The 25,971-nt window shown below is 69.6% G+C and carries 22 protein-coding genes and 1 tRNA gene; 6 read left to right on the top strand and 17 right to left on the bottom strand.

What is annotated here, in order from left to right:
- Positions 1-118 precede the first annotated feature (118 nt).
- On the top strand, positions 119-1,039 hold the full coding sequence (locus tag MQH31_RS00315; protein WP_308196397.1) for a GTP pyrophosphokinase: 921 nt from the start codon (positions 119-121) through the stop codon (positions 1,037-1,039).
- 36 nt (positions 1,040-1,075) lie between these two features.
- On the opposite strand, the gene MQH31_RS20785 is transcribed toward MQH31_RS00315, so the two are convergent.
- The 3 genes from MQH31_RS20785 to MQH31_RS00300 all read right to left on the bottom strand — a co-directional run bounded on the left by MQH31_RS20785 (position 1,076) and on the right by MQH31_RS00300 (position 3,659).
- Positions 1,076-2,371, bottom strand: a complete 1,296-nt coding sequence (locus MQH31_RS20785) for a M23 family metallopeptidase (protein ID WP_308196396.1) — start codon at positions 2,369-2,371, stop codon at positions 1,076-1,078.
- 291 nt (positions 2,372-2,662) lie between these two features.
- The gene (locus tag MQH31_RS00305) at positions 2,663-3,493 is read right to left on the bottom strand and encodes an inositol monophosphatase family protein (protein ID WP_243010513.1); all 831 of its coding nucleotides are present in this window, start codon (positions 3,491-3,493) and stop codon (positions 2,663-2,665) included.
- Positions 3,494-3,574: 81 nt separating this feature from the next.
- Positions 3,575-3,659 (bottom strand) — tRNA-Tyr (locus MQH31_RS00300).
- A gap of 168 nt (positions 3,660-3,827) precedes the next feature.
- Here MQH31_RS00300 and MQH31_RS00295 point away from each other — a divergent pair.
- Positions 3,828-4,847, top strand: coding sequence for a LacI family DNA-binding transcriptional regulator (locus MQH31_RS00295; protein WP_134534445.1), 1,020 nt, complete (start codon positions 3,828-3,830; stop codon positions 4,845-4,847).
- A gap of 156 nt (positions 4,848-5,003) precedes the next feature.
- Here the strand turns inward: MQH31_RS00295 and MQH31_RS00290 are convergent, their stop codons facing one another.
- The 5 genes from MQH31_RS00290 to MQH31_RS00270 form a co-directional block, all read right to left on the bottom strand.
- Positions 5,004-7,322, bottom strand: coding sequence for an RND family efflux transporter (locus MQH31_RS00290; protein ID WP_243010512.1), 2,319 nt, complete (start codon positions 7,320-7,322; stop codon positions 5,004-5,006).
- Positions 7,315-8,184, bottom strand: coding sequence for a hypothetical protein (locus MQH31_RS00285; RefSeq protein ID WP_243010511.1), 870 nt, complete (start codon positions 8,182-8,184; stop codon positions 7,315-7,317). Before MQH31_RS00285 ends, MQH31_RS00290 begins: the two co-directional genes overlap by 8 nt.
- 115 nt (positions 8,185-8,299) lie before the next feature.
- Complete coding sequence (locus tag MQH31_RS00280; protein WP_134534448.1) at positions 8,300-9,532, bottom strand: ABC transporter permease; 1,233 nt, start codon at positions 9,530-9,532, stop codon at positions 8,300-8,302.
- The gene (locus tag MQH31_RS00275) at positions 9,529-10,257 is read right to left on the bottom strand and encodes an ABC transporter ATP-binding protein (protein ID WP_134534449.1); all 729 of its coding nucleotides are present in this window, start codon (positions 10,255-10,257) and stop codon (positions 9,529-9,531) included. The genes MQH31_RS00280 and MQH31_RS00275 overlap by 4 nt, the downstream gene beginning before the upstream one ends.
- Positions 10,250-11,473 carry an efflux RND transporter periplasmic adaptor subunit gene (locus MQH31_RS00270; RefSeq protein WP_243010510.1) on the bottom strand — a complete coding sequence of 408 codons (1,224 nt, stop codon included), beginning with the start codon at positions 11,471-11,473 and terminating at the stop codon, positions 10,250-10,252. Before MQH31_RS00270 ends, MQH31_RS00275 begins: the two co-directional genes overlap by 8 nt.
- 191 nt (positions 11,474-11,664) lie before the next feature.
- Here MQH31_RS00270 and MQH31_RS00265 point away from each other — a divergent pair, with 191 nt between their 5' ends.
- Complete coding sequence (locus MQH31_RS00265; RefSeq protein ID WP_243010509.1) at positions 11,665-12,153, top strand: YajQ family cyclic di-GMP-binding protein; 489 nt, start codon at positions 11,665-11,667, stop codon at positions 12,151-12,153.
- Positions 12,154-12,276: 123 nt separating this feature from the next.
- Here MQH31_RS00265 and MQH31_RS00260 read toward each other — a convergent pair whose 3' ends face one another.
- The 3 genes from MQH31_RS00260 to ubiE are packed head-to-tail and all read right to left on the bottom strand — an operon-like array spanning position 12,277 to position 15,574.
- Positions 12,277-13,737: an FAD-dependent oxidoreductase gene (locus tag MQH31_RS00260; protein ID WP_243010508.1), complete on the bottom strand. Its 1,461-nt coding sequence runs from the start codon at positions 13,735-13,737 to the stop codon at positions 12,277-12,279.
- A 10-nt stretch (positions 13,738-13,747) separates the two neighbouring features.
- Positions 13,748-14,818 (bottom strand): polyprenyl synthetase family protein, encoded by a 1,071-nt coding sequence (locus tag MQH31_RS00255; protein WP_243010507.1) that lies wholly within the window; start codon positions 14,816-14,818, stop codon positions 13,748-13,750.
- A gap of 30 nt (positions 14,819-14,848) precedes the next feature.
- A complete protein-coding gene (gene ubiE, locus MQH31_RS00250) occupies positions 14,849-15,574 on the bottom strand; it encodes a bifunctional demethylmenaquinone methyltransferase/2-methoxy-6-polyprenyl-1,4-benzoquinol methylase UbiE (RefSeq protein WP_166792593.1) in 726 nt (241 codons plus the stop codon).
- Positions 15,575-15,685: 111 nt separating this feature from the next.
- Here ubiE and MQH31_RS00245 point away from each other — a divergent pair, with 111 nt between their 5' ends.
- On the top strand, positions 15,686-16,912 hold the full coding sequence (locus MQH31_RS00245; RefSeq protein ID WP_372488123.1) for an isochorismate synthase: 1,227 nt from the start codon (positions 15,686-15,688) through the stop codon (positions 16,910-16,912).
- A gap of 156 nt (positions 16,913-17,068) precedes the next feature.
- On the opposite strand, the gene MQH31_RS00240 is transcribed toward MQH31_RS00245, so the two are convergent.
- From MQH31_RS00240 to MQH31_RS00230, 3 genes are all read right to left on the bottom strand, one after another.
- Complete coding sequence (locus MQH31_RS00240; protein WP_243010505.1) at positions 17,069-17,944, bottom strand: polyphosphate kinase 2 family protein; 876 nt, start codon at positions 17,942-17,944, stop codon at positions 17,069-17,071.
- A 74-nt stretch (positions 17,945-18,018) separates the two neighbouring features.
- Positions 18,019-20,070, bottom strand: a complete 2,052-nt coding sequence (gene menD / locus MQH31_RS00235) for a 2-succinyl-5-enolpyruvyl-6-hydroxy-3-cyclohexene-1-carboxylic-acid synthase (protein ID WP_243010504.1) — start codon at positions 20,068-20,070, stop codon at positions 18,019-18,021.
- Positions 20,063-20,548, bottom strand: a complete 486-nt coding sequence (locus tag MQH31_RS00230) for a PLDc N-terminal domain-containing protein (RefSeq protein ID WP_243010503.1) — start codon at positions 20,546-20,548, stop codon at positions 20,063-20,065. Before MQH31_RS00230 ends, menD begins: the two co-directional genes overlap by 8 nt.
- A gap of 90 nt (positions 20,549-20,638) precedes the next feature.
- Between MQH31_RS00230 and MQH31_RS00225 the strand changes: the two genes are divergently transcribed.
- Positions 20,639-21,082: a DUF4229 domain-containing protein gene (locus tag MQH31_RS00225; protein WP_243010502.1), complete on the top strand. Its 444-nt coding sequence runs from the start codon at positions 20,639-20,641 to the stop codon at positions 21,080-21,082.
- On the opposite strand, the gene MQH31_RS00220 is transcribed toward MQH31_RS00225, so the two are convergent.
- The 3 genes from MQH31_RS00220 to MQH31_RS00210 form a co-directional block, all read right to left on the bottom strand.
- On the bottom strand, positions 21,056-22,105 hold the full coding sequence (locus tag MQH31_RS00220; RefSeq protein WP_372488122.1) for a 1,4-dihydroxy-2-naphthoate polyprenyltransferase: 1,050 nt from the start codon (positions 22,103-22,105) through the stop codon (positions 21,056-21,058). The two genes, MQH31_RS00225 and MQH31_RS00220, sit on opposite strands and share 27 nt — an antisense overlap.
- A gap of 85 nt (positions 22,106-22,190) precedes the next feature.
- Positions 22,191-23,606: an AMP-binding protein gene (locus tag MQH31_RS00215; RefSeq protein WP_243011639.1), complete on the bottom strand. Its 1,416-nt coding sequence runs from the start codon at positions 23,604-23,606 to the stop codon at positions 22,191-22,193.
- 16 nt (positions 23,607-23,622) lie between these two features.
- Positions 23,623-24,534, bottom strand: coding sequence for a 1,4-dihydroxy-2-naphthoyl-CoA synthase (locus MQH31_RS00210; protein WP_243010501.1), 912 nt, complete (start codon positions 24,532-24,534; stop codon positions 23,623-23,625).
- Between the two features lie 380 nt (positions 24,535-24,914).
- On the opposite strand from MQH31_RS00210, the gene MQH31_RS00205 reads away from it, so the two are divergent.
- Positions 24,915-25,952 (top strand): sigma-70 family RNA polymerase sigma factor, encoded by a 1,038-nt coding sequence (locus MQH31_RS00205; protein ID WP_372488087.1) that lies wholly within the window; start codon positions 24,915-24,917, stop codon positions 25,950-25,952.
- The last annotated feature ends 19 nt before the right edge of the window (positions 25,953-25,971 follow it).

Raw genomic sequence — 25,971 nt, 5'->3', positions numbered from 1 at the left:
ATCGCTGTTCGCAACCCGCGCGAACGTCGATGTGCGGCACCTCAGCGGCTGCCTTTCAGCCCGAAGTGGGAGGATTGAGGGAGCGGCGCCGATTCGGCGCCCGCAGAAGGAGCACACCGTGACCGCCCCACAGACCGACAGCGTCGCCGGCACCCAGCAGAGCACGGATACCGACGTGGTCGCGCAGGAGAGCACCGATACCGACCTCGTCGTGGTCGAACCCGGTTCAGGGAACTACAGCGACACCCGCACCGTTGCCCACGACGCGACACCGTCCGAACTCCAGGCCGAGAGCGACGCCGAGAAGGCGCGCCACCACGAGATCAAGACCGAGCTCACGCGCTTCATGATGTCGTACAAGTTCGCGACCGACGAGATGATGACGAAGATCAACATCCTCAAGGAAGAGTTCGCGTCCATCCACGACTACAGCCCGATCGAGCACGTCAGCTCGCGGATCAAGTCGCCGGAGGGGATCCTCAACAAGGCTCTGCGCAAGGGCTGCCCGCTCGACCTCGAAGACATCCGCCGGCAGATCCAGGACATCGCGGGCATCCGGGTCACGTGCAGCTTCATCTCCGACACCTACCGGGTGCTCGACATGCTCACGAGCCAGGAGGACGTCACCGTCCTCGAGGTCAAGGACTACGTCACCAACCCGAAGTCGAACGGCTACAAGAGCCTGCACCTGATCGTCGCGATACCGGTGTTCATGTCCGACCGGGTCGAACCCGTCACCGTCGAGATCCAGATCCGCACCGTGGCGATGGACTTCTGGGCGAGCCTCGAGCACAAAATCTTCTACAAGTACCGCGGGGTCGTGCCGGCGAACCTCGTCGCCGAACTCAAAGAGGCGGCGGATGTCGCCAATCGCCTGGACATCCAGATGGAGCGCCTGCACAACCAGGTCGTCGCCCTCGAACCCGCCGCGCGGGCAGGGGACGACCTGCTGAGCATCGCGGGGCTGACCCCGTTCGCCGTGCCGACGAGTCTGCTCGAGGCCATCGATCGCGGCCGTGCGAGCGACGTCACCGACTAGCGACTAGCGACTAGCGACTAGCGACTAGCGATCGCGCTAGTTCGTGTTGGCGCGGAGCCAGACGAGCGGGTCGACGTGGACGCCGTCCTTGCCGCCGAGGCGGATTTCGAAGTGCAAATGCGGGCCGGTGGACATTCCGGTATTACCGACCTTGCCGATGACCTGGCCGACCTTGACGACGTCGCCGGTCTTGAAGAGCATCGAGCCGTGGATCATGTGCGCATAGACGCTTGAGACGACCTTGCCGTCGATCACGTGGTCGATGATCATGTGAACACCGAGACTGCCTTCGCCGTCTTCGGTGAAGCTCACGACGCCGTCGGCGACGGACTGGATCGGGGCGCCGATGCCGGGGTTGAAGTCCTGACCCTGGTGGTCGGCGGAACAGCCGGCGCAGTTGCGATAACCGAACCGGTCGCCGATGTGCACGCCGACCGCGAACGGCCACTGGATCGTGCCGTTCGGGTTGTTGGTGAAGGTCGCTTCCATGCGGATGCCGCTCGCCGCGGCGACCTCGGCGATCGACTTCGATTCGAAGCCGTCACGTGTCACGGAGATCGTGTCGGTGCCGCCGTCCATGCTGAGCGTCTGCGCCGGTTCGACCTGCGAGGTCTGCGTGGAGAGCCGGGCTGCGGCCTGCACGTCGGCCGAGGAGAGCAGCGCTTCCGCGGGAAGCGAGGTGGACACGGCCATCAGGGCGACGAAGGCCATCGCGACGACCGTGACGCCCGTTGTCGCGAGGCGACGGAACTTCGGGGCAGGCCGCGGGGACGCCGTCTGGGCGGTGGCGGGACGCTGGGACGGCTGCTTCATCGTGCCGCTGCGGAGGGCGCGTGACGCGTTCCGCGCTTCGGTGCGCGATGGGCGAACCGGCTGTCCGGCTTCGTCCAGGGCGCGGATCGCCCGGGCGGCACGGGCAGAGCCGTGGGAACCGGGCTTCGAGGCGCGAACCCGGGACCTGCTCGGCAGCGGGCTCGACGCGAGCGGTGCCGCGGCATCCGTCTGAAGCCGGTCGAGGTCGGTGAGCGGTGCGTCTTCGGCGGCGGGGGCCGCGATGAGACGGTCGGAATCGTTGACCGTCACTGTCTCAAGCGCGGGTCCGGCGAGTTCATCGGCGAGAACCTGCACGGCGTCCGTGCTGAGTTCGATCGGTCGGGAAGCACTGGGAACGGCGGGCACGTCGGTCACGTCGGCTGCTGCGGCGCGGTGCGCTGCCGCCAGGGGTGCCGCGGCGAGGCGTTCCTGCTCGCGCAGTTCGCGGCGGGTGAGGGCGGCCGGATGCACGGGCACAGCACTCTGGGCGGGCTGGACCGGAGTAGAAGAATCGCTCACTACCGGGCTTTCGGAGTCACTCGCGGCACGCGCACGATCGCGCGGTGTGGAGGAGTGAGATGACAAAGTCGGGTGGATTCTTTCGGCGCGGCTGACAGTGGCGAGCGTGGTCGTCTTGGCCTGGCCAAAGTAACGAATCACTACAGGCTAGCCCGGGAGACCCGAATATTCCATTCCTTTGCACGTAATGACACCCCAAAACGGGGTATTTTGCCGTCAATACTGGGGGCACCGTCACGGCCGGATTTCCGCTGTCACCCCGGCATCGGCGGGGGCTCGGCCACCGCAGGGCTACCGTTCCTGAGAACTCATAAATTGGGTGAAGAGCGGCGCCAGGATCGGCTCGAAGTCGGCGTACAGGTCGGGTGCCCCGGCGATGAGGAGGTCGATTCCCTCCCGGTCCTCGCCGAAGGCTCCGACGCGCGCGCCGGCCTCGCGGGCGACGAGCGCACCCGCGGCCTGGTCCCAGGGGTTGAGCCCGCGTTCGTAATAGAGGTCAAGGCGACCGGCGGCAACGGAACAGAGGTCGAGCGCGGCCGAACCGATCCGGCGGATGTCCCGCACCCGGTCGATCAGGCCGTGCACGACGTTCGCCTGCCGCAGCCGCACGGCCGCGCGGTAGGAGAAGCCGGTGCCGACCAGCGCGAGGTTGAGCGGAACGCCGGTCGCCACCTGGAGCCTGGTGCCGTTGAGGTGCGAGCCGCCGCCCGTGGAGGCGGTGAAGAGTTCGCCGAGCGCGGGATTGAAGACCGCACCGGCCAGGGTGGTCCAGGTCGCGGGGTCGTCGCCCTCGACGACGGCGATGCTGACGCCCCAGGCGGGAATGCCGTAGAGGAAGTTGACGGTGCCGTCGATCGGGTCGACGACCCAGGTCAGGCCGGAGGTGCCGGGGGTCGCCGCGGACTCCTCCCCGAAGAAGCCGTCATTCGGCCGCGCCTCGGCGAGCAGCGCCCGGATCAGGTTTTCGGTCTCCCGGTCGGCGAAGGTGACGATGTCCTCCGGTGAGGACTTGGACGCGGCGACCTCGACGCCCTCGGCGCGTCGCCGGGCGGCCAGCTCCCCCGCGACGAGCGCGGTGTCCTGGGCGAGGCGGAGCAGTTCGGTCGGTGCGGGAACAGTCATGCTTCCACGCTAGAGGATGCGGGAGACAGCAGGAGAGGAGACGCAAAAACCCCGGAAGCCAGGGCTTCCGGGGTTCTCGTGTGGTGGCAAGTGAGGGATTCGAACCCCCGAAGTCTACGACGGCTGATTTACAGTCAGATCCCTTTGGCCACTTGGGTAACTTGCCATTGCGCACCCGACCATGTGAAACCACCTGACCGGAGACGCTCAGACAGAATACAAGGGAATTGCCCCCGTGCGAAATTGCGTCCGGAACCGCCGGTGTCGGCTGGCGGATGCGCCCGCTCGATATGATCGCAGAAGGGCCATTTCCCCCTGACTTGTGAGGAGCCGCATGGTCGGCATCGACGACGTCGCCCGCCAGGCGGGCGTGTCCACAGCGACGGTCTCCCGCGCCCTGAGCGGCAACGGCCACGTCTCCCCGGCCACCCGGCTGCGGGTCGAGGCCGTTGCGGGGGAACTCGGCTACGTCGTGTCCTCGAACGCCTCGAGCCTCGCATCCGGTCGCATGAAGAACATCGGCGTCGTCGTTCCGTTCCTCGACCGGTGGTTCTTCTCCAATGTCGTCGAAGGAGCCCAGAAGGCCCTCCTCCGCGGCGGCTTCGACCTCACCCTCTACAGCCTCGCCGGCGACGACGACGAACGCCGCAGCGTGTTCGAGCACTTCCTGCTGCGCCAGAGAGTGGATGCCGTCATCGCGGTCTCCCTCGAACTGAACCCGGACGAGGTGGCCCGGTTGCACGCGCTCAAGAAGCCGCTCGTCGGCATCGGCGGCCCGATCGCCGGGGTGCGGACCCTCACGATCGACGACGTCGCCGTCGCCCGCCTCGCGACGGAGCACCTGCTCGCGCTCGGGCACACCCGGATCGCGCACATCGGCGGCAACCTCGAGCTCGACCTCGACTTCCACCTGCCGACGAACCGGCGCCTCGGCTACGAGCTCGCGCTGTCCGCCGCGGGCATCGCGCCCTCCCCCGCCCTGTTCCAGGCGGCGGACTTCACTGTGCGCGGCGGGTACCAGGCCGCGAAGCAATTGCTCGGCAACCCGCACGAGCGGCCGAGTGCGATCTTCGCCGCGTCGGACGAGATGGCGATCGGCAGCATTCTCGCCGCACGCGACCTCGGGCTGGTCGTGCCGCGGGACGTGTCCGTCGTCGGCACGGACGACCACGATCTCGCGGACTTCTTCGGGCTCACCACGATCGCCCAGTTCCCGCAGTGGCAGGGCGAGAAGGCCGTCGAGATCCTCCTCGACGAGCTGCAGCCGGGCAAGCACGACCCGGTCGGGCTCGACACCGCCATCCCGTTCGACCTGATCGTGCGCTCCAGCACCGCCCGTCCGCCCCAGGGCTGACTCTCGCCCCCACTTCCCCCTACTCCCCCCGGCTCGCCCCGCGTCGACTCCGCCGCCGTACCCGTTCCGAATTCAGGAGTTGCGCCAGGCTGAACCGGTTTTCTGACCGGTTCCGGACCGGTTTCCGAGGCCGTCTCCTGAATTCGGAACGCGGGATCAGCCCTGGGGCGGGGTGCCGCCGCTGAACCCGCTGAAGTCGCCGGAGGGCGGGCCGCCCTGGAAATCGGCGCTGCTTCCGTTGCTCGAACCGCCGAGGTTGGTAAGGCTCGAGCTCGTGTCGGCCGCGGTCCCCGGGATCGCGTCGCTCAGGTCGGCGAGGATCACGACGTCGCCGGCCGCGAGGCCGGAGGCGATCTCGGTGAGCTCGGCGCCGACGGCGCCGACCGTGACGGTCGTCGAGGTCGAGACCCCGTTCACGAGCAGGTCGACGGTGTACGCCGACCCGTCGCGATGCACGGCCGAGGTCGGCACGGTGAGCACGGCATCCGTGCTCTCGATCGCGACCGTGACCTGGGCGGAGGCTCCGGTCAGGATCGTGGCGTCCGTCGAGTCGACGGCGAGGGTGACCGCATACTTCGGCGTCGATGACGTCGAGACGTTCAGGATGCCGATGGAGCTGACGACCCCGGTCAGTTCCGTTTTTGTCGTGGCAAGTTCGATCGTCGCGGTCTGGCCGACGGCGAGGCTCGCGACGCTCGCGAGGGACACGGTCGAGTCGACGACGTAGCCGTCGTTACCGAGGATCGTGATCACGGCGGTGCTCGACGCCGCCGAGACGGTGTCGCCGGCGACGATCGAGACCGCGGCGACGGTTCCGGCATAGGGGGCCGTGAGGGTGGCGAGGGTGGCCTGCTTCTGGGCGATGGCGAGCTGGGCCTCCGCCGCGGCGATGTCGGCCCGGTCGGCGACGATCGTCTCAGCGGACGCGACCGTTGTCGTCGCCGTCGACCCGGTACCGGTGCCGGCGTTGCCGACGGCAGTCCCGGTCGCGCCCGTGACGGCGGATGCCGTCCCCGTCGTGGTCCCGGACGTGCTGCCCGTGGTTGCTGCGGCGGAACCGGTTGTCGTGCCTGTTGCGCCTGTTGCGCCGGTACTCGTGCCGGTGGCCCCCGTGGTCCCGGTCGAACCACCGGTCGTGCCGGTCGTGCCGGTCGTCGGTGCGGCGTTCGCGGCGGTGACGGCGTCGGTGAGGCCGGTGATGGCTGTGTTCAACGCGGTCACGAGGGTCAGCACGTCCTGCTGGGCCGTGTCGACGGTCTTCTGGCCGGAGAGAACCGCGGTGATCGCGGTCTGGCAGGCGGCCAGGTCGGCCTTAGCTGCGGCGAGTCGCTCGGCTGTGGTCGTCGGATCCGCGGTCGCCGTCGGGGTGGGGGTCGCGGTTTCGGTCGGCGTGGCCGCGGCATCCGTCGTGCCGGCGCTCGTGCCGGTCAAGTTGGTACCGGTTGCGTTCGCATCGATCGTCGCGGCGTCATCGAGGGCCGCGTCGATGAACGGCTTGCAGGTCGCGTCGGTCGAGGCCAGGGTCGCGTCGCTCGCGGCGAGCGCGGCCTGCGCGTCAGTGTATCTCGCGAGCAGCGCGGCCTGGGCCGCGGTGACCGCGGTCACGGCGGACATTATCGCCGCGTTGGGAACGGTCGAGGTCGAGCCTGTCGAACCGGTCGTCGTGCCCGTGCCGGTTGCCGCGGTCGTTCCGGTCGACGAGCCGGTCGACGTCGTCCCTGTCGACCCGGTCGTGGCGGTCGTTGAGGTCGACGACGTCGTGGTGGTGGCGGTCTGGGAGTCGAGGTCGTCGGTGAGGGCCTGCTCGGCGTTCGTGACGGTCTCCTCCGCCTTCGTGACGGCGGCGGCCAGGTCGGTCGCGTCGAGCGTTGCGAGGGTCTGGCCTGCTGCCACGGTTGCCCCGGCGGCGACCTCAACGGTAGCGACGGTCCCGGCGACGGAGAAGGCGGTGTCTTTCCTCGTGGTCGGCGCGACGGTGCCGGTCACGGCGAGGGACTGACTGACCGTCCCCGTCGCGGCGATGACGGTGCGGAAGTTACCGCTGTCCGTGCGGTTCATCGCGTAGACGACCCCGCCGCCCGAGGCGCACAGCACCGCGGTGACCGCGCCGAGGGCGATCAGGCGCCGGCGGCGCTTCGCAACGGCCTTGGCCGACCGAGCCGTCGTGGCGGACTCCGCGGTCATGGGCGACGCGCCGGACTCGGCCGGTGTCGCCAAGGATGCGCTTGCCGGCTCCGTCAGGCGTGTCGCGACGGCCTTGGCCGACCGGGCCGTCGTGGCGGACTTCGCGTTCGTGGGCGACGCGCCGGACGCGGCCGGCGCCGCCAGGTACTCGCGTGCCGGCTCCGTCGCATCCTGCTGGGCATCTTCGGCGACGAGTGCCGATGCGGTCGACAGCGCCGCTGCGGCCGCGGCTGCCGCTGCGGCCTCGGCGCGGGCCGCCCTGCGAGAGGCGCCGAAGGGAGTCCTACTCATGGGAGGTGCTCCCACCCGGGCGGGTGCCGCCGCCGAAACCCGACCGCGAGACGCAGCCGTCCGCGGTGGCGGTCGAGATCTTCAGGGCTGTCGCGGCGAAGCCGCCGCTCGTGTCGGAGGCGCCGGTTGCCACGGCGCACGCGCCGACGACGAGGGCGCTCGAGTCGGAGGCGACCGTATTGAGGTAGGTGGTCGTGGACGCGACGGTGACCGCGGTCGAGGTCGTGTCCGTGCTGCCCATGCCTGCTGCGTCGACGGTGATCGAGTCAGCGGCAACCGCGGTGACGAGTCCGCTGACCGGGAAGCCGCCGGCCATCCCGCCCGGAGCGCCGGTGGCGGCGTCGGTCGGCATATCGGTCGGCATGTCGGTCGGTGCAGTTCCGTCGGGGGCACCGCTCGGCATCGTGCCGTCCGCCCCGCCCATCCCTCCTGCGCCGCCGCCGCGGTTGCCCGTCGTGCAGGCACCGTCCACAGCGTCGGTCACGGTCACGGTCGTCGCGGCGGTGGCCACGGTCGTTCCGCTCGCCGCGGTGAAGCCGGAGACGGTGACGCAGCGGCCGACGGAGACATCCGTCAGCGCGCCGGTCACGGTCGCGGTGATCGTCGTCGCCGCCGTGTAGGACACGGCGGTCTGGGTGCTGGAGTCCTGCACCTGCAGGATGCCGGCGGCCACCGAGGCGATGGTGCCGTTGATGCCCCCGTCGCCCTGCCCGCCTGCCGATGCCGCCGGGGCAGACGACGCGGCCGGGACCGCTGCCGTGCTCGCCCCCGCGGCGCACCCGGTCAGGAGCAACACCCCGCCGAGGGCGAGCAGGACTCCGAAGTTGGTGGCGAAACGGGTGGTCGGTCGAGTGCGGGTCATGAGGTCTCCAATGGACGTGGAACAGGACGTGAAACGGTGGCTGAAGCGGATGTCCGCGGCGGGTTCTGGCCGCCGGGCGAGGCGTGCTGGGCGAGGGTTCGGGTGACGCGCACGGCTACTCGCTCCTGAGCGCATCGATCGGCGCGAGCTTGGCCGCCCGGGTGGCCGGGTAGACCCCGAAGACGATGCCGATGGCGATCGCCACCCCGATGGACAGTCCGACCGCGAGCGGGGACACCACGATCGAGCTGCCGATCACCGCGGGCAGGGTCAGGGCCGCGACGACGCCGATCACGGCGCCGAGGATCCCGCCGGACAGCCCGAGGATGGCCGCCTCGATCAGGAACTGGCGCCGGATCGCCCACGGCGGGGCGCCGAGCGCCTTGCGGAGCCCGATCTCCCTGGTGCGTTCGGAAACCGAGACGAGCATGATGTTCATCACGCCGATGCCGCCGACGAGGAGCGACAGCCCGGCCACACCGGTGAGCAGGATCGTCAGGGTCTGGTAGACCGCTGTGGCGGTGCTGACCAGGGCGTCCTGGCTGCTGATCGTGAAGTCGGCGTCGTCCGTCGAGGAGATCGAGTGCAGGTTGAGCAGGAGCGCGTCGGCCTCCTGGTAGGCCGCGGAGAGCTGGGTGTCCGAGGCGGCCTGCAGGTAGATCGTCGACACCGCGTTGCTCGCGGTGCCGCCGACGAGGTCGGTGGCCGCCGTGCTGAAGGGCACGATGGCCACGTCGTCGAGGTTGCTCGACGAGTCCGACCCCGCCGTGGCAAGCACTCCGACCACCTGGAAGGTCTTGTCGCTGATCACGACGGACTGGCCAACCACGTTCTGAGTGCCGAAGAGTTCGTTTGCGGTCTCCGAGCCGAGCACGACGACCGCGGCGGAGGCATCCGCTTGGGCCTGGGTGAAGAAGGCCCCGCGGGCGAGGGTGCGCTGCCGCACGGATGTCCACGCGGTCGTCGTTCCCGTGACGGTCGTCGTCCAGTTGGTGTCGTTGGCCGTGAGTGACAGCGAGGTGGTGCTCTCCGGGGCGACCCCGGAGATGTCGGGAGCGTTCACCGTTGACGTGAGCGCCTCGGCATCCTTGATCGTCAGCGTCGCACTCGTGCCGAAACCGCCGCGGGCTCCCGTGGTGCTCGTGCTGCTGCCGGGGGCGACGATCAGCAGGTTGCTGCCGAGGGAGCTGATCTGGGCGCTCACGTCGAGCTGGGTACCGAGGCCGAGGCCGACGGTCAGGATGACCGCGGCGATGCCGATCAGGATGCCGAGGATCGTGAGCATCGAGCGCAGGGCGTGGGAGTAGACGGCACTCCAACTGGTGCGGAAACTCTCCATCCAGGTCATGCTGCGTTCACCTCGTCCCTGACGATGGCGCCGTCCTTGACCCAGACGATCCGGCGGGCGCGCTGGGCGACCTCGAGTTCGTGGGTGATCAGGACGATCGTGCGGCCCAGGTTGTTGAGCTCGTCGAACAGGCTGAGCACGTCGCGGGTCGACACCGAGTCCAGGTTTCCGGTCGGTTCGTCGGCGAGGATCATCGTCGGTTCCCCGACGAGGGCCCTCGCCACGGCGACGCGCTGCTGCTGGCCGCCGCTCATCTCTCCCGGTTTGTTGTCGAGGCGGTCGCCGAGGCCGACGCGTTCGAGGGCGCGGCTCGCGCGCTTCTTGCGCTCCTCGCGCGGCACGTGCCCATAGACGAGGGGAAGCTCGACGTTGCGCCAGGCCGGGAGCGAGGACAGCAGGTTGAAGCCCTGGAAGACGAAGCCGATCTGCTGGTTGCGCACGCTCGCGAGTTCGATCTCGTCGAGCTCCTCGACGTCGGTGCCGCCGAGGCGGTACTGGCCGCGGGTGAGGGTGTCGAGGCAGCCGAGGATGTTCATGATGGTGGATTTCCCGGAGCCGGACGGCCCCATGATGGCGACGTATTCGCCCTCGTGGATGGCGAGGTTGATCCCTTTCAGCGCTTCGAATTCGATGGTGCCCGAGGTATAGGTCTTCCCTGCGTCGATGAGCTCGATCACGGGGCCCGGGGCATCCGCTTCGAGCGGGTTCGTGAGCGGCTCAACCACCGTTCGACCCGCTTCCCTGGGTGAACCCGGCGGGCGGGCCGCCGGTCGGGAATCCGCCGCTGCCGCCGCTCTGCCGGTTGGTCGTCGAGCCGCTGTTGCCGGAGCCCGGGGTGAACGTCACGACCACGACGTCGTCGCCCTCCGCGATCCCGGTGAGGATCTCGGTGAGGTTGCCGACGGTCTCGCCGACCGTGACGGTCGTCGCGACGGCGGTGCCGGCGGCGTCGAGGGTCTTCACGGTCGACACGCCGTCCGCGGTCGTGACCGCGGCGCTCGGAATCGTGAGCACGTTGGTGCGGCGCTCGTAGACGATCTTGGCCGTGACGGCCACTCCGTCGTAGAGTCCGTCCGGATCGCCGGTGACGGCGACGACGACGGGGTAGGTGACCGCGCCGGAGGTGGTGGACGGCAGGATGCCGACGGACTGTACGGTCCCGAAGAACGCGGTGCCGTCGTCGAGGGCGAGCTCGACCTGGTCGTTGACCGCGACCTGGGCGATGTCCGACTCGCCGATGTCGAGGGACAGCGACCACGAGTCGGTGCCGACGATGCTGAAGTCGGCGGTGCTCGTCGAGGAGCTGGACGAGGTCGAGGCGGTCGAGGCGGTTGCGCCGCCACCGGCCCCTGCACTGCCCGAGCTGCCCGAGGAGATCACGTCGCCGACGGCGACGTTGACCGCGGTGACGAGGCCGGCCGACGGGGCGGTGAGGGTCGCACCGGCGACCGCGGCCTGCGCGGTCACGACGGCCGCCTCATCCACGGCGACGGATGCCGTCTGGGCCGCGATCTGCGCGACGGCGGCCGAGGTGCCGTCACTGTCGCTCACGCTCGACGCGAGTTTGGCCCGGGCGGTCGCGAGCGTCGCCTGCGCTTCGAGCACGGCGGCGTCGAGGCTGAGCGTGTCGACCGTCGCGAGCACCTGGCCGGCGGTCACGGTGGTCCCCGCCACGACCGGGACGGCCGTGACGGTGCCGGACACGGCGAAGCTGACCGAGTCGTTCACGGTCGGGGTCGCGGTGCCGTCGCTGTCGACGGTCTGCTGCATGGTCGTGAGGCTCGCGGCGACGGTGATCGGAGCGGCGACCGTGGTCTTGGTGTTCGCGGGGACGGCGAAACCGAACCAGTAGATGCTGCCGCCCGCGAGGGCGAGCACGACGACGCCGACAACCACCCAGGTTCGTGGGCGGATGTGCGTGAGAAACTGTGGCCGTTTCATGGTCTCCTCGATAGCTCGTGCGCGGCCTTTCGACTGCCGCGTCGGCAACGGTACGCAGGACGGCTATGGCCCCGGCATCCACCGGCTATCAGTTCCCGATGAGCCCCGGAGCGGGCTGAGGAGCGAGGCACGGGTCGCGCGCGAGCCGGGCGCGGATGCCGGGCGAAGCATCCGCCGATAACATTGCTGTCATGGCAGACTCAACGTTCGACATCGTCAGCAAGGTCGACCCGATGGAGGTCGACAACGCCCTCAACCAGGCCCACAAGGAAGTCGCGCAGCGCTACGACTTCAAGAATGTCAGCGCCTCGATCGAGATGAGCGGCGAAAAGGTGCTCATGAAGGCGAGCTCGGAGGAGCGCGTCAAGGCGATCCTCGAGGTCTTCGAATCCAAGCTCATCAAGCGCGGCATCTCGCTGCGCAGCCTCGATGCGGGCGACCCGTACGCCTCGGGCAAGGAATTCCGGATCGAGGCCTCGATGAAGGCCGGCATCGACCAGGAGAACGCGAAAAAGATCGGCAAGATCATCCGCGACGAAGGCCCCAAGGGCGTCAAGAGCCAGATCCAGGGCGACGAGCTCCGGGTGAGCTCGAAGAGCCGCGACGACCTGCAGGCCACGATGGCGCTGCTCAAGGGCAAGGACCTCGACGTCGCCCTGCAGTTCGTCAACTTCCGGTAGGCATCCGGGCATCCTCGTGACGCCGTTCCACACCATGGCGCTGCAGAGCCCGGACACCACTACTGCGGACGCCGACGGCCGCCTCACCATGTTCGGCGAGGCGGTCGGCGAACTCCTCGCGTCCTAGGCGGAGGCGGCCGCTGCTGCCGGCGCGACGGCGCGGGAAATGGCGACCATCTCGTCGCGGGGCACGACCTTGATCCGCACCCGGCCCTCGGCCGCACCGAGCGCCTGCTCGTGCTGGTCGAGGCGGTGCCAGCCGTCGAGGTTCGTGTATTCGACGCCGCGTTCGTCGAGGAGCGCGACGATGCTCTCTTCCGACGGGGATTCCGGCCGCCACCAGTTGCCGAGGTCGTTGATCAGGTGCCGCACGGTCTCCATCGCGTCGGACTTGGTGTGCCCGATCAGGCCGACCGGCCCGCGCTTGATCCACCCGGTCGCGTACACGCCGTAGAGCTGCTGGTTGGCGCTGCCCGCACCGGACGACGGGTCGCCCTTGGAGAGCACCTGCCCTTCGCGGTTCGGGATCACGCCGTGCTTCTTGTCGAACGGCACTCCGGGCAGCGGCGAGCCGAAATACCCGACCGCACGGTACACGGCCTGCACCGGCAGCTCGCGGATCTCCCCGGTGCCCACGACGCCGCCCTGGCCGTCCGGCGCGGTGCGTTCGTAGCGGATGCCGCCGACCCGGCCGGTGCCGTCGTCGATCAGTTCGAGGGGCTTGGCGAAGAAGTGCAGGTGCAGCCGGCGGCTCGCACCGGCCTGCGGGTCCTCGGCGAGCTTGTGCGCGCGTTCGCGCCACTTGCCGAGCACCTTGTCGATCACGAAGACCTGCTTGTTGCTGGCCACGGCCGCGCGCGCGGCGTCGTCGTAGTCGAAGTCCTCGTCGTAGACGACGATGTCGACGTCGGGCAGTTCGCCGAGCTCGCGCAGTTCGAGGGGGGTGAACTTCACGGATGTCGGTCCGCGGCGTCCGAAGATGTGCACGTCGGTCACGGGCGAGGCCTTGAGCCCGTCGTAGACGTTCGCCGGGATCTCCGTGGGCAGCAGGTCGTCAGCGTGCTTCGCGAGGATCCGCGCGACGTCGAGGGCGACGTTCCCGTTGCCGATCACGGCGACCTGCTTCGCCTCGAGGGGCCAGGTGCGCGGGTAGTCGGGGTGGCCGTCGAACCAGCTGACGAACCGGGCGGCGCCGTAGGAGCCGACGAGGTCGATGCCGGGAATCCTCAGGTCGGCGTCGCGCACGGCGCCGGTCGCGAAGATGACGGCGTTGTAGTGCTTCCGAAGGTCGTCGAGGGTGATATCGACCCCGAAGCGCACGTTGCCGAAGATGCGGATGTCGCCGCGGTCGAGCACGTCGCGCAGGGCGGAGATGATGCCCTTGATCCGCGGGTGGTCGGGTGCGACGCCGTAGCGCACGAGCCCGTACGGCGCGGGAAGGTGGTCGAACAGGTCGATCGAGACGTCGAAGTTGCGTTCCGCCTTGAGCAGGATGTCCGCGGCGTAGATTCCGGCGGGTCCTGCGCCGACGATCGCCAGGCGCAGCTTCGCGGGTCGCTGGTCGGTGGGGCGCTTCTCGGTCATGACGACCTTTCTAACTTGATCGCTCGACGATCGTGTCGGCGAATCGGGTCAGCGCCTTCTTGACGGACCCGTCTGGGAGGGGGTCGAGTGAGGCGACGGCGTCGTGTGCCCAGCCGTGCGCTTCGGAGAGGGTCTGCGCGGTCACGTCGTGGTCGCGGAGCGCGGCGATCGCGGAGTCGGCCGCTTCCGACCGGGTGCCCTGGCTGCTCATGACGTCGCGTTCGAGGCGTTCGAGCAGGGCGGCGGATGCCGGGTCGTCGCCGGCGCGCTCGCGGAGCCTGAGCACGGGCAGGGTCGCAACCCCGGCGCGCAGGTCGGTTCCGGGGACCTTCCCGGTCGCCTCGGGCTGCGGGGACAGGTCGAGCACGTCGTCGATGAGCTGGAACGCGACGCCGATCTTCTCGCCGAAGCTCACGAGCGGCTGTTCGAATTCGTCGGGCGCATCCGAGAAGATGATGCCGGCCTGGGCCGCCGCCGCAATGAGCGAACCCGTTTTGTCGGCGAGCACCGAGATGTAGTGCTCGATCGGGTCGTCGCCCGCGTGCGGGCCGACGGTTTCGTGAAGCTGCCCCATGACGAGGCGTTCGAAGGTGTCCGCCTGCAGGCGAATGGCCCGCTCGCCGAGTTTGGCCATCAGCTGGCTCGCCCGGGCGAACAACAGGTCGCCGGTGAGGATCGCGACCGAGTTTCCCCAGACCGTCTGGGCGCTCGGCACTCCGCGACGCTGACCGGAGTCGTCCATGACGTCGTCGTGGTAGAGCGAGGCGAGGTGGGTGATCTCGATGGCTGTCGACGCGGTCACGACGTCGGTGATCCCACCGCTGCCGAGGTGGGCGGTGAGGAGGGCGAGCATCGGGCGAACCCGCTTGCCGCCGGCTTCGAGCAGATACCGGGTGGTGACGCTCGCGATCTCGTCGGCGAAGACGATCTCGGCGAAGAGGCTCGCCTCGACCCGCTCGAGACCGGCGTCGATGCCGGCGGCCAGGCCCCGGTCATCCGCTGTCGAGAAGATTCGATCGCTGAGGCCGATCTGGCTCGTCACGGAGGAGCCGCGCCGGAACAGGGGAACGCTCGGTTTCACTCTGACAGCCTATCCATTGGGTGGGGAGTTTCAGTCGGCGGGGACTGCCGCAGGGGCGGCCTTGACGCCGCGGTGCAGCGCCACGATTCCGAGGGTGAGGTTCTTGTAGGCAACGGACTCGTACCCGACGTCGCGGAGCCATCCGCTCAGCACGGGCTGGGTCGGCCAGGCGGCGATCGATTCGCCGAGGTAGTCGTACGCCTCGGCGTTCGAGGAGGCGAGCTTGACCACCCGGGGCATCACCTGGTTGAGGTAGGCGAAATATGCGCCGCGGATGACCGGGTTCGGCGGGGTGGAGAACTCGCAGATGACGACCCTGCCGCCGGGCTTGGTGACCCGGAAGAACTCGGCGAGCGCCTTGCGCGGTTCCACGACGTTGCGGAGGCCGAAGGAAATGGTGACGGCGTCGAATTCGTTGTCGGCGAAGGGCAGCGCTGTCGCGTCGGCCTGGACGAACTCAATGAGCGGGTTGCCGGCGTGGCGTTCGCGGCCGACCTTGATCATGCCGGCGGAGAAGTCGGCGGCGACGACGTGGGCGCCGGTGTGGGTCAGCGCGACGCTCGAGGTGCCGGTGCCCGCGGCGATGTCGAGGATGCGCTCGCCCGCCTGCGGGTTGACGGCACGGGTCGCCTGGAGCCGCCACAGGGCGGCGTTTCCGACCGAAAGCACCGCGTTCGTGCGGTCGTAATGCGTCGACACCTGATCGAACATGGCAGCGACCTGCTCCGGCTGCTTACTGAGGTCTGCTCTGTTCACTCCAACAGTCTAGGTTGCCGCTCCCCGGTCATCCTGCGAAGCCGGTGATAGCGCCGTTCTGGCCCCGGAAGCGGGTGCACGCGGCGGCTGGCATAGGCTGGGCAAGTGAATGTGCAGGCCCTAACGGTTGAAACCACTCCCATTGCCGACATTCGACAACTGGTCCTTCTTCTCGACGCCCAGAAGCCGCTGCTCTGGATGCGCCGCAATCAGGGCCTCGCCGGCCTCGGCTCGGCGCTGCGGCTCGAATTCTCCGGCCCGACCCGCATGACGGATGCCGCGACCGCGTGGCGGGACGTGGTCGCCGCCGCGACGGTGACCGACCCGCTCGCGCGAACGGGCACCGGCCTGTTGGCGTTCGGAACCTTCGCCTTCGACGACGAATCCGCCGAGACGAGCGTGCTGCTCGTACCTGAGGTCATCGTCGGGCGTGAGGACGGACTCTGCTGGGTCACCCGGATCTGGCCGACCGGCGGAACCCCTCCGGAAATTCCCGTGGCGCTGCATCCGCTCGGCACGGAATACCGCATCTCGCTGCTCTCGGGCACGCTGCGGCCCGAGGCCTACAAGGCGGCCGTCGATGAGGCGGTCGTTCGGCTCTCCGCCGGGGAGGTGAACAAGGTCGTGCTCGCCCGCGACCTGCGCGGGCACCTTCCGGCGAAGTCGGACCTGCGCCGCACGATCAGCGAGCTCGCACTCGGCTACCCGGACTGCTGGACCTACGCCGTCGACGGCCTCGTCGGGTCGAGCCCTGAAACCCTGATCCGGGCGGACCACGGCGAGGTCAACGCCCGGGTGCTCGCCGGGACCGTCTCCCGGGGTGCCGACGCCGCCGCGGACCTCGAGGCCGCAGCCGCGCTCGCGACGAGTGCGAAGGACGGCGACGAACACGCCTTCGCCGTGCAGAGCGTGCTCGCCTCGCTGCGCCCGCACACCTCGCACCTGCTCACGAGCGAGCTGCCGTTCACCGTCAAGCTCCCGAACCTCTGGCACCTCGCAACGGATGTCGAGGGCACCCTCTCCGACGGATCGACCTCCCTCGACCTCATCGCCGCCATGCACCCGACCGCGGCGGTCGCGGGAACGCCGACACAGGCCGCACTCGCGCTGATCCGCGAACTCGAGCCCTTCGACCGCGGCCGGTACGCCGGACCGGTCGGCTGGGTCGGCGCGGATGGCGACGGCGAATGGGCGATCGCGCTGCGCTGCGCCCAGGTCACGCCGACCGGCGACGTCACGGCATACGCCGGCTGCGGCATCGTGCTCGGCTCCGAACCCGACCGCGAGCTCGCCGAAACCCGGATGAAGTTCCGCCCCATCGTCGAGGCCTTCGGCTAGTCCCCACCCCTTCCGCTTCGCTCAGCGCTCAGCGCTGTGAACCGCGAGAGCACGATTATGGCCCTTAAAACGGCTCCATAAGGGCCGATTTCGTACTCTCGCGGGCAGAACGGGAGGAGCGGGCGGGGCTGGGGCGGGGCGCACGGATGAGGCGGGTCAGGTGGCGGCGAGGCGCAGCTTTTCGGCGGCGACGTCGAAGGCGGCGGGCGGCCAGTCGAGATTCAGGCGCTCGAGGGCGTCGATCAGCAGGTGCTGCACGGCCAGGCGCGCGTACCACTTCTTGCCGGCGGGAACGACGAACCACGGTGCGTCGGGGGTCGAGGTGCGTTCGAGGGCGATCTGGTAGGCCGTCTGGTAGTCGGCCCAGCGCATCCGCTCGTCGACGTCGCCCGGGTTGTACTTCCAGTGCTTGTCCGGGCGGTCGAGGCGGTCGAGCAGGCGCTCCTTCTGGTCGGCCGAGCTGATCTGCAGCATGACCTTGACGATCGTGGTGCCGTCGTCGACGAGGTCCTGCTCGAACTGGCGGATCTGCCCGTACCGGGCCTCGATCTCCTCGGCGGGGGCGAGCTCGTGCACGCGGGCGATCAGCACGTCCTCGTAGTGCGAGCGGTCGAATACTCCGATCAGGCCGGGACCCGGCACGCGACTGCGCACCCGCCAGAGGAAGTCGTGCGCGCGTTCCTCGGGCGTGGGCGCCTTGAACGCGGTGAGGCGCACGCCCTGGGGATCGACGGACCCGACGACGTGCCGCACGATGCCGCCCTTGCCCGCGGTGTCCATGGCCTGCAGGACGAGGAGCACCTTGCGTCCGCCGCCGTCGGCCGCCGCGGCTTTGCTGTTGGCGTAGAGCTTCTCCTGCAGCGAATCGAGCAGACCCACGCCGGAGGCGAGCGCCTCGTCGGCGTTCTTCTTCACGACGCCGTCGAAGCCGGGCGTCGCGTCCGGGTCGACGGCGGCGAGCCGGAATCCCGGTCCGACCCGGAGCTTCTCGATCGGGTCGGAATCCCAGAACTTTCGGTTGAGTCCGCTCATGATGCACCCTTCGTCGGAAACTGCAGGAAACAGACACTCTCCAGCCGGACCCGCGCGGGGTCCCACCGAAAAACCTATCGCGTGAGCGGCACCTCGAGCAGGCTCGGGCCGAGCGGCGGTGCGGTGAGCGCCCGCTCGAGCTCGCTCCGGGTCGCTGCCCGGCCGTACTCCCAGCCGTACGCCGCGGCGAGCGCGGAAAGGTCGACACTCTGCGGCGTGTAGAGCACCCTGCTGATCTGGTCTGCGGGGGCGGATGCCGCGACCTCGAGCCCGTCGAAAATGGTTCCGCCGCCGTCGTTGCCGACGATGACCTGCAGCCGCGCCCGGGCCTCACCCGGGACCAGGAGCATCGACCCCGCGTCGTGCAGCAGGGCGAGGTCGCCGAGGAGCAGCCGGGTCGTGCCGGTCGAGCGCGGCTCGCTGCCGTCCAGGAACGCCTGGCTCGCGAGCGCGATGCCCGTCGCGGTCGCGATCGTGCCGTCGATGCCCGCGAGACCGCGGTTCGCGTGCACGGAGATCTTCTTGCCCGGCACGCGCCGGTCCGCCTCGCGGACCAGCCGGGACGCGCCGAGCACGAGCCGGTCGTGCGGCCACGAAGCCCGCCAGACGGCGTCGACGAGCATGCTCCGGGTGACGGGCGCGCGGAGTGCGGCGAATTCGGCGCGGGTCATCCCGTGGGCACCGAAGGGGACATCCGCTTCGTCGGTCGCGGCGTCGAGAACCCGCCGACTCGTCATCACCCAGCTGCCGAGCCAGGCCCGGCCGTCGCGGGTCTCCGCCGCAGCCGTTGCGGATGCGCCGACGCGCGCCGCGCGGGCGAACGTGCGCACCCGGTGCCCCGGGTTGTACCACTCGGCGCCGGTCGGGGCGACGACGATCGTCTCGACGTCCTCACGCTGGATGAGGGCCGGGATCTCCCGGCTCAGCGACGGATGCCCGAACACGATCACGCGTTCGACCCGCCCGCCGAAGTCCTCGTCCTGCAGCAGCTCGCGGTAGGCGGCCACGAGGTTCGGCCCGAAGCGGGCGTTGCTCGACACCTCGGCGAGCAGCGGCCAGCCGCCGGCCCGCGCGAACTCCTCTGCGGCGCTCCCCGCGCCCGTGCCGGCGACCACAACGGTGCGCGGTCCCGCGTCGACAACGAGAACGGCCGCGTCGCCCACCACCGCAGTGCCCGACGCAACGGAGCTCGAACCCGCAACGTTCGCGGCGGCGGCTGGGGTGGCAGCGCCCAGAGCAGTGTCGCCCACAGCGGCAGCACCCGCAGCCGCGTCGTTGCCCGACGCCGCGAATGTCGGCGCGTCGTCGGACTGGCCGCCGTCGACCGACGGCTCACCGGCTGTCGCGAGCGGGGCGGCGGAGCGCTCGAGGGTCACGGGGGCGGAGAGGGGCTCCCGGAAAGCGAGGTTGAGCTGCACGGGACCGGGGTCGAGCGAGCGGACGCCGGTCGCGGCAGCCATCGCCCGGATGGCCAGTTCACCGGCGCGGACGGAGTCGGCAGTGCGAACCGCAGTGGCAGCAGCGGGGCTGGCGTCAGCGGCAGCACCGGGGGCGGGCACGTCGAGGCAGAGTCGGGTCGCGACGCCGAAGAGTCCGGTCTGCACGGTGGTCTGGTTCGAGCGGATGCCGCGGAGCTCGACGGGACGATCGGCCGTCAGCACGATGACGGGCACCCCGGAGTGATGGGCCTCGAGCACCGCGGGGTGCAGGTTGGCGACGGCGGTTCCGGAGGTGCAGATCACGAGGGCGGGAACGCCGGTCTCGACCGCGAGGCCGAGCGCGAGGAAGCCGGCGCCGCGTTCGTCGATGCGCACGTGCAGGCGGACCAGTCCGAGGCGTTCGAGTTCCGCGGCGACCAGCGCGAGCGCCTGCGAGCGGGACCCGGGGCTCACGACGATGTCACGGATGCCGAGGCTCACGAACGCGCGGAGGAGGGCGACGCTGAAATCGGTCGCCGGACTGCCGGAAGGCCCGGGATCGCTGAAGGACGCGGAGGTATCCGCTGGCGCCGAGGCACCCGAGGGTACAGTGCCGTCCGGCGGCGCCGAGGCACCCGAGGACACGGGGCCACCCGGCAGCACGGTGCCGCCCACGGCCGCGGTGTCGGTCAGGATCGGGTCAGGCATCCCGGCGGCCAGGCAGTTCGCCCTCGCCAGGGTCGGTCGTCTTCTTCGGCTCCGCTGCGGCAGGACCCTTCGCCGGACCGGCGGCCTGCCCCTTGCCGGGACCGGAGCTCTGGCCCTTGCCCGGTCGATCGGGCTTGTCACTCGGGTCAGGCTTGTCGAGGTCGGCGAGCTCCTGCTCCAGCTGGCGGATGCGCTCCTCCTGGAGACGGTCACGGCCGAGGCTCTTCAGGAAGTCGGGATCGTCATCGGGGGCGAGCTGCCGCGTTGCGCCGCGACCGGGCGCCGCACGCTGGTTGCTGCCGCGGCCGATGAACAGCCAGAGCAGGGCGCCGACGACGGGGACCAGGACGATCACAAAAACCCAGACCCAGCGCGGCAAACCGCGGATCCGGCTGCGGTCGAAGGTGACACACTCGACGAGCGCATAGACGGTCACGAGAATGACCGCAATTCCTACGACAAGCCACACCTTTACCATCCGCTCATTCTACGTATGTCACCCGAGAGATCGGTGAGTACGCAGATGTCGGTAAATCTGACGATCGGAACCACAATCTATGCTGAAAGCATGAAAGCTGTCCCGTCCTGGCTGAGCTACTCGGTCTACCGCATCCTCATGTTCGCAGTCCCGCTCGCGGTGCTGCTGATGCTTTCGATCGTCTGGTGGATCTCCGCCATCGTCGCGGCACTGATCGGCCTCTGCCTGTCGTACATCTTCCTGCGGACGCCCCGGGAGCAGGTCGCCCGCGACCTCTACACGGCTCGGCACCCGACCGCTGAGGTCGTGCACCCGGACGCGGAGTCGGAAGACGCCGCCATCGACCGCGCAGCAGACGCCGCGGAGGCAGCAGAGGCCGCAGAGATCGCAGAGTCTGCCGAGGCAGCGGATGCCGCCGGCCAGGCGACGACGCCGGCCGCGGCATCCGCTGCGCCCGTCACGACCGCCGCGTCAGCAACGTCCGTGCCGGCAGCAACGTCACCGGCCTCAGAACGCGAAGGCAGCGCCCAGTAGCAGGCCGTACAGGAGCGCGCTGAAGCTCGTGAGCTTGAGCGCCAGGATGAGCTCGGCGGCGGTCTTCGCCGTGACGGTGATCAGGCACGCCGGAAGGGCGAGCAGGAGCACGAAGAGCACGAACCAGGCCAGCGGGTAGAACAGCGCGAAGAAGGCCGCGATCAGGAACGGCACGAGCAGCAGCACGCAGAAAACGATGCGGCCGGGCAGGTTGCCGATCAGCACCGCGAGGGTGCGCTTGCCGGAGGCCTTGTCCGGGACGATGTCTCGGAGGTTGTTGACCATGAGTACGGCGCAGGCGATCAGGCCGATCGCGACCCCGCCGAGCCAGCTCTCGAGGTTCACCGTTCCGACCTGCACGAAGGTCGTGCCCGCGGTTGCGACGAGTCCGAAGAACACGAACACGAAGAGCTCGCCGAGGCCGAAGTAGCCGTACGGGCGCTTGCCGCCGGTGTAGAACCAGGCGGCGACGATCGCGGCCGCGCCGACGAGCAGCAGCCACCACTGGCCGCTCAGGACCACGAGCACGAGTCCGGCGAGCGCGGCGAGCGCGAAGAACGCGAGCGCGACCGTGAGCACGGACCGGGGCCTGGCCGCTCCGCCGCCGGTGAGCCTGGCCGGGCCGACGCGATAGGCGTCGGTGCCGCGGATGCCGTCGGAGTAGTCGTTCGCGTAGTTCACGCCGATCTGCAGGCAGAGTGCCACGATGAGCGCGAGCAGGGCGCGCACCGGGTGGAAGACTCCGGGCTCGCTCGCGACGATGGCCGCGCCGGTGCCGAGGGCGACCGGGGCGATCGCGAGGGGAAGGGTGCGGAGGCGCGCGCCGGAGATCCAGTCGCCGGCCGTCGCCGATCCCGTCGCCGATCCGGAACGGCCGTGCGCCTGTGGGGCGTTCCGCTTCGCGGGGTTGCCCGATCGACCGGTGCCGGCGGGCTTGCCCGCGGGCTTCCCCGTCTGCTTTCCGGTCGGCTGTCCGCCGGACGCCGCCGCCCCGAGGGTCTCCGAAGGATTCAATCGCTGCATTTTGGGCCTGACCGGCCGCGCTCCCTGTGCCACGTTTTCATGTTACCGGGCGCTTGATCAGAGGATGCCGCGAGTGCGCGAGGGTTCAGCTGCCGGTCTCTGCGAGGCGCTGCAGGGCGCGCCGGTCCGGCTTGCCGGAGGCAAGCACGGGGATCTCGGCGACGAGGAGCAGTTGGGCGGGCCGGGCCGCCTTGCCGAGCACGGATGCGACGGCGTCCTTCACAACCGCGAGTTGCGTCGCAGACGTCTCCGGGGAGACGGACGGAGCTGCGGCCCACGACGCGGGCGAGTCCTCGACCGCCGACCGGGTCGGCGCCTCGGCGTGCGACCCCGGGACAGCGACGACCGGGACCTGGCCCCACCGGGCATCCGTCGCCCCGATCACAACCGCGTCGGCGAAACCAGGCAGCGCGCGCACCACGCGTTCGACGGCGTCGAGGGAGACCTTCTCGCCGCCGGAGATGATCACGTTGTCCGCGCGGCCGAGCACGCGCACGAGGCCGGTCACGGCGTCGACCTCGCCGAGGTCGCCGGTGCGGTACCAGCGCACGCCGTTCTCCTCGGTGAAGCGGTCGTGGGTGCGCAGCGGGTCGTCGAGGTACCCGTCGGCGAGCACGGAGCCGGAGATCTCGAGTTCGCCGGCGACGACCCGCACGACCGTGTCGCCGATCGGGCGACCGTTGTAGCAGCATCCGCCGGCCGTTTCCGAGGAGCCGTAGGTGCGCACGACCGTGATGCCGTGGGCGGCGGAACGTGCAATGAGTTCGGGAGGCACGGCCTGGCCGCCGACGAGGATCGCCGTGAAGCGGCGCAGGAGCGCGAGGGGTCCCGCGGCCTCGTCCGCGGCGCCGACGGCACCACCGTCGTGCGGCGCCGCGTCAGCAGCGGCGGCGTCGACCGCGTCGAGCAGGCGCGCGAGCTGCACGGGAACAAGGGAGGTGTAGCGCAGCGGCGCGGTCAGCCGGGTCGCCGCGGCCAAGAACTCGGCCGGGTCGAAGTGTCCCGGCGCGAGTACGACCGGCGTCGTCCCCGCCTCGAGCGAGCGGATGAGCACCTGGACGCCCGCGACATAGTGGGCGGGCAGGGCGAGTAGCCACTGGCCCGGTCCTCCGAGCGCCGCACTCGACGCCGCGGCGCTCGCGCGAAGGGCGGGCGCGCCGAGCAGAACCCGCTTGGGCACGCCGGTCGAGCCGCTCGTCTCGATGACGACGACCGTGCCGTCCGGAACGGTCCCGGGCACTGGCGAGGTCACGGGCAGCGAAGCAGAAACGGGGACGCGCGCTCCCGTTGCGCCGTTTCGCGCCAGACGTGCCTGGTGCGTACCGGCGAAACTGGCGCGGGAAGCATCGGATTCGGCACTGCTGGCGCGCGAGGCGTCGGTTTCGGGCAGGGTCGGCGTGAGCACGGGCACGGGCAGCAGGGCGTCGCCGCGCCCGGAGAGGGCCTCGCGGAGCAGGTCGAGCAGGTCGAGCGGCCGATCGACGGGGACGACCCGGAGCATCCGTGTCACAGCGGGACTAGAACTGCCAGTCGTACGGACCCCAGTCGGGATCGCGTTTCTGCAGGAACGCGTCGCGCCCCTCGACGGCCTCGTCGGTGCCGTAGGCGAGGCGCGTCGCCTCTCCCGCGAAGACCTGCTGGCCGACCAGACCGTCGTCGACGGCATTGAAGGCGAACTTGAGCATGCGGATGGCGGTGGGCGACTTGGTCAGGATCGTGCGGGCCCAGTCGATGGCTTCGTTCTCGAGATCCGCGTGCGGGACGACAGCGTTGATCGCGCCCATCTCGAGGGCGCGCTGGGCGGAGTACTCACGGGCGAGGAAGAAGACCTCGCGCGCGGCCTTCTGCCCGACCTGACGGGCGAAGTATGCGCTGCCGTAACCGGCGTCGAAGGAACCGACATTGGCATCCGTCTGCTTGAACTTGGCGTGCTCGGCGCTCGCGATACTGAGGTCGCAGACCACGTGCAGGGAGTGGCCGCCACCCGCGGCCCAGCCGGGGATGACGGCGATGACGACCTTGGGCATGAAGCGGATCAGACGCTGGATCTCGAGGATGTGCAGTCGACCGCCACGGGCCTTGTCGATGCCGGTTGCGGTGTCGCCCTCCGCGTACTTGTAGCCGTCGCGGCCACGGATGCGCTGGTCGCCTCCCGAGCAGAACGCCCAGCCGCCGTCCCGCGGGCTCGGGCCGTTCCCGGTGAGGAGCACGACTCCGATGCGCGGGTTCATCCTGGCGTCTTCGAGGGTGTCCTGCAGCTCGTCGACGGTGTGCGGCCGGAAGGCGTTGCGCACCTCCGGCCGGTTGAAAGCGACGCGCGCAATCTGCCCGGTGAGGTCGTGGTGGTACGTCACGTCGGTCAGGGCCTCGAAGCCCGGTACGAGTTGCCACTGGCTCGGGTCGAAGATTTCAGACACCTGTTCGATCATGCAGCAAGCCTACGCGGCGCACCCTGCGTGGGCGTTCCGGGGCGGATGCGCGGGCGCAGCTACGGCGCGAGCCCTGATGGCCGCGCTCTCACATACCGGAACCCGGAAAATCACGCGACACGCCGGTAAAAATGAGAAATACCCCTTTTGTGGAGGCAAAGTCAACCCCCTTGAGCGCCCCATTTTCACCATGTGTACTTGTGATCTGAGTGAGACCCGGAGGTAGTCATGAAAGATCTAGACACACCGTCAAGAGCCCTGAACGACCTGCCACTCCACAACGACGTGGCAACCCGAACCCGCAGCACCACCGACATCCGCACGACCCCGGCAGATGAGACCAGAAAACGCCCGAATGCCCTCGGAACGGCGGTGCACTCATGACCGTGACCATGCACACGTCCGCACCGACCCACGAACACTTCGACTCCCCCGACTCCTACCGCGCCCCACTTCCCTCGATCAACCCGGCCGGCTCGTCTGCGCGTTCGGCCGGCAGCACCGCAGCCTCCCGCTATAGCCGGGCGTCCACGGACGCTTTCGGCGACTACCTGCGTCGCATCGGCAAGGGTCCGCTCCTGAGCGCAGAGGACGAAGTCAACCTCGCCAGGCGCATCGAGGTCGGCCTGTTCGCCGCCGAGAAGCTCGCGCACGGGATCGACGACCCGGAGCTCTCCCGGGAACTGGCCTGGCTCGCCCACGATGGCGGCCGGGCGAAGAACCACTTCATCGAAGCCAACCTTCGCCTCGTCGTCAGCATCGCGAAGCACTACTCCGGCCGCGGCGTGCCGATCATGGACCTCGTCCAGGACGGCAACATCGGCCTCGTGCGAGCGGTCGAGAAGTACGACTTCATGACCGGCTACAAGTTCTCCACCTACGCGACCTGGTGGATCCGCCAGGCGATCCACCGCGGCATGGCAGACAAGTCCCGGATGATCCGCATCCCCGTGCACACCGCGGAGAAGCTCAACAAGATCAAGCGCATCCGCCGCGACCTCACGAGCACCCTCGACAGGGACCCCTCGCTCAAGGAGCTCTCCGAGGCCGCACAGATCCCCATCCGCGACGTCTCGCGGCTGCTGCAGTACGACAACGAGCCGATCTCCCTGCACTCCCCGGTCGGCGACGGCGTCGGGGACATCTCGGAACTCATCATCGACGACGACCTGCCCCAGCCCGACGAGTACGCGACGGTCACGCTGCGTGCCGCGGACATCTGCTTCTACCTCGACGCCCTGCCGCCGCGGGAGCGGTCGATCCTGAAGGCCCGGTTCGGGCTCGACGGCGACGAGCCGCGCACCCTCGACCAGATCGCCGTCATCCAGGGCGTCACCCGGGAGCGGGTCCGCCAGATCGAGAAGCGCGCGCTGGCCCTCCTGCACGTGCCCAGGCTCGAGCGGTACTTGCGCGACTAGACCCGCGCACAGATGCGCG

This window comes from Cryobacterium zhongshanensis (assembly GCF_022760445.1).
GTDB classification, from domain to species: Bacteria; Actinomycetota; Actinomycetes; order Actinomycetales; family Microbacteriaceae; genus Cryobacterium; species Cryobacterium algoricola.
This window is presented reverse-complemented; position numbering and strand designations above follow the sequence as displayed.